Consider the following 6,439-nt stretch of genomic DNA (forward strand, 5'->3'; position numbering starts at 1 on the left):
ACCCTGCCCCGCCTCCGCCGGGGAGGCAACCGACGTCTTGCGATGTGGGCGGTTCGGGCGATAGCGTCCACATCGTGGACACCCCCCACGCCCAGCCGGCCGATGCTCGCGGTGCGGCCATCCCCGGCACCCAGGCCGTGACGCGCGCGACCGACCTGCTGCGGCTCGTCACCGCGGCGGGCGTGGACGGGCGCACCTCGCACCAGCTCGCGCAGGACGCCGGCCTGTCCCGCGCCACGACGCACCGCCTGCTCGGCGCGCTGCGCGCGGCGGGGATGGTGGACCGGGACGACGAGACGGGCCGATGGCTGCCCGGTCCCGAGCTGTACGTCATGGGCACGGTGGCCGCGGCGCGTTACGACGTGACGGAGGTCGCGCGGGACATCGTGCGATCGCTGGCCGCCCGCACCGAGGAGAGCGCGTTCCTCTCGGTGCGACGCGGCGACGAGACGGTGTGCCTGCTCCGCGAGGAGGGCGCGTTCCCCATCCGCTCGTTCGTGCTGAGCGAGGGCGTGCGCTTCCCGCTGGGCGTGGCGTCGGCCGGCGCCGCGATCCTCGCGTACCTGCCGGACGCAGAGGCCGAGGCCTACCTCGCCCGGCATCCCGAGCTCGGAGATCAGTGGGGCCCCGCCCACGATGTGGAACACCTGCGGGAGCGACGCGCGGCCACCCGGGACCAGGGGTACGCGGTCAACCCGGGGCTCATCGTCGAGGGCAGCTGGGGCATGGGCGCCGCCGTGTTCGACCGCCAGGGCCGGCCCGAGTACGCCCTCAGCCTGACCGGCGTGGAGTTCCGCTTCTCCCCCGACCGCATCCCCTCCCTCGGGCGGATCCTGCTCGCGCATGCGCACGAGCTCTCGGCGCGGCTGGGCGCGACCCGCTGAGCCGTCCGCCCGGGCCGGCGCTCGGCGACCCGCCGATGTCCGCCGGATCCGGATGTATCTGTCCGCACGGAGGCCGCTCCTCCTCCCCGGGCCGCCGTCGCGGCCCGGGACCGGTGGCGGCGACCGCCGCCGTCGGCGTCGCCTTCGATGAAGCAGGAGCACCACCCATGATCCGCAAGTCCCTCGTCACGACCGCCGCCACGGCCACGCTGGCACTCGGTCTCGTCTTCGCCGGCACCGGCGCCGCCTCGGCCCACGAGTGCTACGTCGTCAAGCGCTCCGATCAGGGCAGCGTCGGCGCCGCGCACTCGGGCAACTGGTTCTACGTCCAGCTGTCGGATCTCTTCCTCTCGGCGCCCGGCGAGATCGGCGTGCCGCCCCTGACGGACTCCCAGCTGGCCTGGGCGCTGGCCGAGGCCGACGCGCGCGGCGTGCCGGACAGCTTCGCGCTCTTCGGCCGCTTCACGATCCCGAAGGGAGACGTGCCGGAGTACCTGCTGTCCGACGCCAAGGGCATCGACCGGTTCTTCGACGCGCACATCGAGACGGTCATCGCGATCTACATGGAGGCCCTCACGATGCCGTGAGCATCGCACGGACGAAGCGGAGCCCCCGGGTCGGATCGAGGTCCGGCCGGGGGCTCCGCTCTGGTCAGCCGAGCCGGCGCGACGCGCGGATCACTCCGCGTGGCCGCCGCCGCGGCATGCCATGCCGGGATTCACGCCCAGATCGATGCCGGCGCTCGCGTAGATGCCGAAGCTCTGCACGCCGTGGTACCGGTCCTTGCCGGCCGGGCTCTGGTTGCCCCGCATCGCCAGCATGTCGTCGTCGAAGCCCGGAGGGTTGCCTTCCACGGCGTCCGCCGTGTCCAGGCCGGAGTACACGCACTCCGATGCGGCGTGCCCGGGCCCTTCGGTCGGGTCGCCGTTGCCGTTCGCCTCGCCCGCGTGCGCGGCACCCGCGCCCGCCAGCATCATCATGAGCGCGACGGCACAGCCCGTCATCGTCCTCTTCATAGTCCCTGCTCTCTCCGTGGGGCCGAGGGGGACGGCCCGCGTCACCTGCACAGATGCGGGAGCCGCCGTGCTGATACGGCACGACCCGGGACGTCGACGATGACGACCCGCGGCCGCCGCTTCTCGCGGCGGCTCCGCACGAGCTCAGCCAAGTCGCATCACCGGCCGCGCGCCGGGCGGACGCCGGATCTCACCCGCTCCATCACCCGATCCCGCGCGCGACTCGGGCGATCCCCTGCGCGGCACCCCGCGGACCGAGTTGTGACTAATTTGTTGACATCGCCCACTTATCGGTGCCTACCATACGACAGTCGCCGGATCAGCAACGCGTCCCGGCGACCACCCCCGATGCAAAGGAGCATTCATGCGCACCACCCGCCCCCTGCTCGTCGGCGCCGCCCTGGCGCTGGCCTCAGTGGCACTGGCCCCGAGCGCGGCCCTCGCCGCACCGGCCCCGCCCGCCGACCCGAACGCCTCCGAGCACTCGGCGGCGATCGGCGAGAACACCCTGCGCGCACTCGCCGAGGCCGCCGGAATCGAGATCGGCGTGGCCGTGAACACCGACCTGCTCGCAAGCGACGTCAAGTACCGCAACATCGTGAACACCCAGTACTCGAGCGTGACGGCCGAGAACGTCATGAAGTGGGAGGCCCTGAACCCGCAGCCCGGCGTCTACGACTGGGAGGCCGCGGAGGCGCTCATCGCCAACGCCGAGGCCAACGGCCAGGTCGTGCGCGGGCACACACTCGTGTGGCACAACCAGCTGCCGGCGTGGCTGACCACCGGCGACTACAGCGCCGAGGAGCTGCGCGCCATCCTCGAGGAGCACGTCAAGACGGTCGCGGCGCACTTCGCCGGCGACATCCAGCAGTGGGATGTCGTCAACGAGGTCATCGACGACAACGGCACCTTCCGCGAGACGATCTGGTACCAGGCGTACGAGGAGCTCGGCCTGCCCGGCGAGCAGTACGTCGCCGACGTGTTCCGCTGGGCCAAGGAGGCCGACCCCGAGGCGGTGCTGTTCTACAACGACTACAACCTCGAGTTCACCGGCCCCAAGAGCAACCTCGCCTACACGTTCGTGCAGGACCTGCTGGCCGACGGAGTGCCCATCGAGGGCGTCGGCTTCCAGGGTCACCTGGACACGCAGTACGGCTACCCCGACCTGCGGAACAACCTGGAGCGGTTCGCCGCCCTGGGCCTCGAGGTCGCGATGACCGAGGTGGACGTGCGCACGTTCGTCACGCAGAAGCCGAACGGGACCTACACGAACACCCCGGCGGACCCGGCCGAGGAGGCCCAGCAGATCGACTGGTGGGCGCAGACCCTCGAGGACTGCCTCGCGGTCGAGGCGTGCAACTCGTACACGGTCTGGGGCGTCTCGGACGCCAACTCGTGGATCCCCGGCTGGTTCACCGGCCAGGGCGCGGGCCTGCTCTACGACATGCACGACAACCCCAAGGCGCAGTACGAGGCGCTGCGCGAGGTCCTGCGCGACGCCAGCTGACAGCCTGCTCGGGCGATCCGGCTCAGATGCGGAAACCCCCGGTCAGATTCGTATCTGACCGGGGGTTTCTCTGAAGCTGACTTGGCGAGCGTCTACTCAAACCCTTTGGAACTGCCGTTCACCCCTGTAGAACTGCGGAATCTAGCGGTTCCTGGCGAACGCAGCTGGGGTTTGAGCACGCCAACTGTGTACCGAAGCCACGAGTTGTCGAAGCGCCTCGGCACCGCCAAAGTCGGGTGGGTGCACTGGCATAACACGCAACGCCTGCATGGCTATCTCGGCGACGTCCCGCCCGTCGAGTTCGAGAACGCGTTCTATGCTGTCCCCAACGACCGCAATCTGCTGGTCGGAATCAAATAGCGCGAGTCTCCATCAGACCCAGGGCGCTTCACTCGCCGCCGGGCGCTGCCCTTGGGCCCCGATATGCTTCCCACATGACGAGCGGGCAGATAGAACGGCGCACTCTTTGGCGAACGATTCGCACGGAGTCGGGTTCGGCTGTGCTCTTGGTCGTCGTCGCAGCGGTCGCCCTGCTCTGGGCGAATTCGCCACTCTCCGAGGCCTATTTCGGGCTGTGGGATGTCGAGATCGGGGTCGATGTCGGCGGGTTCGGACTGCACATGAACCTGCACCACTGGATCAACGACGGCCTCATGGCGGTCTTCTTCTTGGTCGTTGGCCTCGAGGTGCGACAGGAGTTCGCGCATGGGTCGCTCCGAGACGCCAGCCGCGCGCGTCTCGCGTTGATCGCTGGCGTCGCCGGCGTGGCACTGCCCGCAGTTTTATACATCCTGATCGTGGCCGCCGCGGGCGGCGACGGGCTCGGTGGATGGGGCGCCGTGGTCGGTACCGACACCGCGTTCCTGTTGGGTGCCCTCGCGCTCGTCGGCCCGAAACTCTCCGGCCAGTTGCGGGTGTTCCTCCTCACCATCACCGTCGTCGATGACTTCCTCGCCGTCTCCATCATCGGCATTGTCTACAGCGACGAGATCCGGCTCGTTCCGCTGCTGATCGCAGTTGCCTGCCTCGCCGGGTTGTGGCTTCTGGGTCGTTCGCGGCAATGGAGCGCCACACCGTACGTGCTGATTGTCATTGTGCTCTGGTTCGCGACCGTTGACTCCGGAGTCCACGCCTCCCTCGCGGGCATGGTCGCAGGACTCCTTATCCCCGCCTACCCGACGCGTCGGCACCAGGTGGTCGCGGCTCGTCAGCTGTTTCGCGACTTCTGGCAGTCGCCGAGCGCGGCATCGGCCCGCGCAGTCGATCGGGGCTTGGCGCGAGGTATCTCGGTAAATGAACGCATGCACGAGGTCTTGCGCATGCCGACCGCGCTCGTCATCGTCCCGATCTTCGCGCTCGCGAACGCTGGCGTCGACCTGCGCGGCGGCATGCTCGTCGATTCCTTCCAGTCCTCCGTGACGTGGGGAGTCATCGTGGGTCTCGTGCTCGGCAAACTTCTCGGCATCGGTCTCGCTACCTTCGTCGCTGTGAAGCTTGGAGCCGGTCGGCTACCCGAGGGTGTCGGGATGGGCAGCGTGTTTGGCGGCGCGGCGCTTTCAGGGATCGGGTTCACCGTGTCGCTCCTGGTGATCGGCCTCGCGTTCGGCTCGACGTCCGACCTGGGTCGGCGAGCGACCGTCGGCGTATTGGTGGCGATGGTGCTCGCTACCGCGCTTGGTTGGCTGATTTTCCGGGTTGCGGCGAAACGCTGGGGAGAGGAGACGGCAGATCTGCCGATGGTGCTCACACCACCCGTTGATCCTGAAGTCGACCACATCCGCGGACCAGAGGGCGCCCAGCTCACGCTCGTCGAGTACATCGATTTCGAATGCCCCTATTGCGCGCACGCAACGGGTTCCTGGGAGGACCTTCGCAGCCGGTTCGGGGACGATCTCCGGTATGTCGTTCGCCACCTGCCACATCACCCTCACGGCCCCATAGCCGCACGAGCGTCGGAGGCGGCATCGAATCAGGGGATGTTCTGGTCGTGGCTGGACTTCGTCTTCACGCGGCAAGATGCGCTCGAGCGCGAAGATCTGATCCGCTACGCCGAAGAGCTGGGCCTGGATGTCGCCCAGTTCACGACTGACCTCGACAGTGCCGCCGTACGTGCCCGTGTGGAGCGGGATCTCGAAAGCGCCGATGCAAGCGGGGCGCACGCCACCCCGACGTTCTTCATAGGCGGCCGACGGTTGCTTGGTAGCTACGACGCTCGAACGCTCACCTCAGCCCTCGAAGCCAGCCGCCGAGGCATACGAACCCAGGAAGTGCGCTCCTGAGTCGAGGTCGACCGAGTTGGCCCTCGCAGGGTGATCGGCACCGGACAGTTGCTCCGAGCCATCGCGATGCTCGTCTACCTACTCGTACCCGGTTGGCCCGGGGCGATTGAACTGAACCGGCCTGGGTTTCGTTCCTATCGGTTTCCCTGTCCGGCGGTCGCCGGGGAGGCTGATCCGAGGTCAGCGTAGTACGCGTCCTCGACCTCGGCCGGGGTGCGCATGCCGAGCTCGCCATGGAGACGTTGGTGGTTCCACCACCACACCCATTCGAGCGTCGCAAGCTCGACCTGCTCGACCGTCCKCCAGGGCCCGCGCTGGCGGATCAGCTCGGTCTTGTAGAGGTTGTTGATCGCCTCGGCGAGGGCATTGTCATACGAGTCCCCGACAGTGCCTGTCGACGGGGTCGCGCCAAGTTCGACGACGCGGTCGGTGTAAACCATCGACATGTAGTTCGAGCCGTGGTCGGCGTGATGGATCAGCCCGTCGAGCGGGCCGTCCGCGCCGCAGGCGGCCATGTCCAGCGCTTGTAGGGGCAGGACCTCCGCGCGCAGCGTCGAGGCGACGTTCCAGCCCACGATCTTGCGCGAGTACACGTCGGTGACGAACGCCACATACGCGAACCCCGCCCAGGTGGCCACATACGTGATGTCCGCGACCCAGAGCCTGCGCGGCGCGTCTGCGCGGAACCGTCGTTGGACGAGGTCCCGCGGCAGGGATTGCGCCTTGTCGGGCCTGGTCGTGAACGCCTTCTTC

General features: G+C 68.6%; 6 protein-coding genes and 1 pseudogene. 5 read left to right on the forward strand and 2 right to left on the reverse strand.

Annotated elements, in window-relative coordinates; all coding sequences use genetic code 11:
* Positions 1-74 precede the first annotated feature (74 nt).
* Together B5M43_RS10185 and B5M43_RS10190 are read left to right on the forward strand one after the other, a co-directional pair.
* Positions 75-884 carry an IclR family transcriptional regulator gene (locus tag B5M43_RS10185; RefSeq protein WP_230667924.1) on the forward strand — a complete coding sequence of 270 codons (810 nt, stop codon included), beginning with the start codon at positions 75-77 and terminating at the stop codon, positions 882-884.
* Between the two features lie 167 nt (positions 885-1,051).
* Positions 1,052-1,471, forward strand: a complete 420-nt coding sequence (locus B5M43_RS10190; RefSeq protein WP_055990941.1) for a hypothetical protein — start codon at positions 1,052-1,054, stop codon at positions 1,469-1,471.
* Between the two features lie 90 nt (positions 1,472-1,561).
* Here the strand turns inward: B5M43_RS10190 and B5M43_RS10195 are convergent, their stop codons facing one another.
* Positions 1,562-1,888, reverse strand: coding sequence for a hypothetical protein (locus B5M43_RS10195; protein ID WP_200941089.1), 327 nt, complete (start codon positions 1,886-1,888; stop codon positions 1,562-1,564).
* A 376-nt stretch (positions 1,889-2,264) separates the two neighbouring features.
* Between B5M43_RS10195 and B5M43_RS10200 the strand changes: the two genes are divergently transcribed.
* The 3 genes and pseudogenes from B5M43_RS10200 (at position 2,265) to nhaA (ending at position 5,686) form a co-directional block, all read left to right on the forward strand.
* Complete coding sequence (locus tag B5M43_RS10200) at positions 2,265-3,407, forward strand: endo-1,4-beta-xylanase (RefSeq protein WP_055990935.1); 1,143 nt, start codon at positions 2,265-2,267, stop codon at positions 3,405-3,407.
* Between the two features lie 216 nt (positions 3,408-3,623).
* Positions 3,624-3,767 (forward strand): annotated as a pseudogene (locus B5M43_RS10205) (IS3 family transposase); the annotation flags it as partial.
* Between the two features lie 74 nt (positions 3,768-3,841).
* Positions 3,842-5,686: a Na+/H+ antiporter NhaA gene (gene nhaA / locus B5M43_RS10210; protein WP_205829453.1), complete on the forward strand. Its 1,845-nt coding sequence runs from the start codon at positions 3,842-3,844 to the stop codon at positions 5,684-5,686.
* Positions 5,687-5,820: 134 nt separating this feature from the next.
* Here nhaA and B5M43_RS10215 read toward each other — a convergent pair.
* The coding region (locus B5M43_RS10215; protein WP_230667926.1) for an IS3 family transposase at positions 5,821-6,439 on the reverse strand (619 nt) is incomplete at its 5' end.

The organism is Microbacterium sp. MEC084, assembly GCF_004514465.2.
Taxonomy (GTDB): Bacteria; Actinomycetota; Actinomycetes; order Actinomycetales; family Microbacteriaceae; genus Microbacterium.

Coding starts and splice junctions, on each gene's coding strand:
- B5M43_RS10190 (WP_055990941.1), top strand. CDS start 1,052: ATGATCCGCAAGTCCCTCGTCACGACCGCCGCCACGGCCACGCTGGCA.
- B5M43_RS10195 (WP_200941089.1), bottom strand. CDS start 1,888: ATGACGGGCTGTGCCGTCGCGCTCATGATGATGCTGGCGGGCGCGGGT.
- B5M43_RS10200 (WP_055990935.1), top strand. CDS start 2,265: ATGCGCACCACCCGCCCCCTGCTCGTCGGCGCCGCCCTGGCGCTGGCC.
- nhaA (WP_205829453.1), top strand. CDS start 3,842: ATGACGAGCGGGCAGATAGAACGGCGCACTCTTTGGCGAACGATTCGC.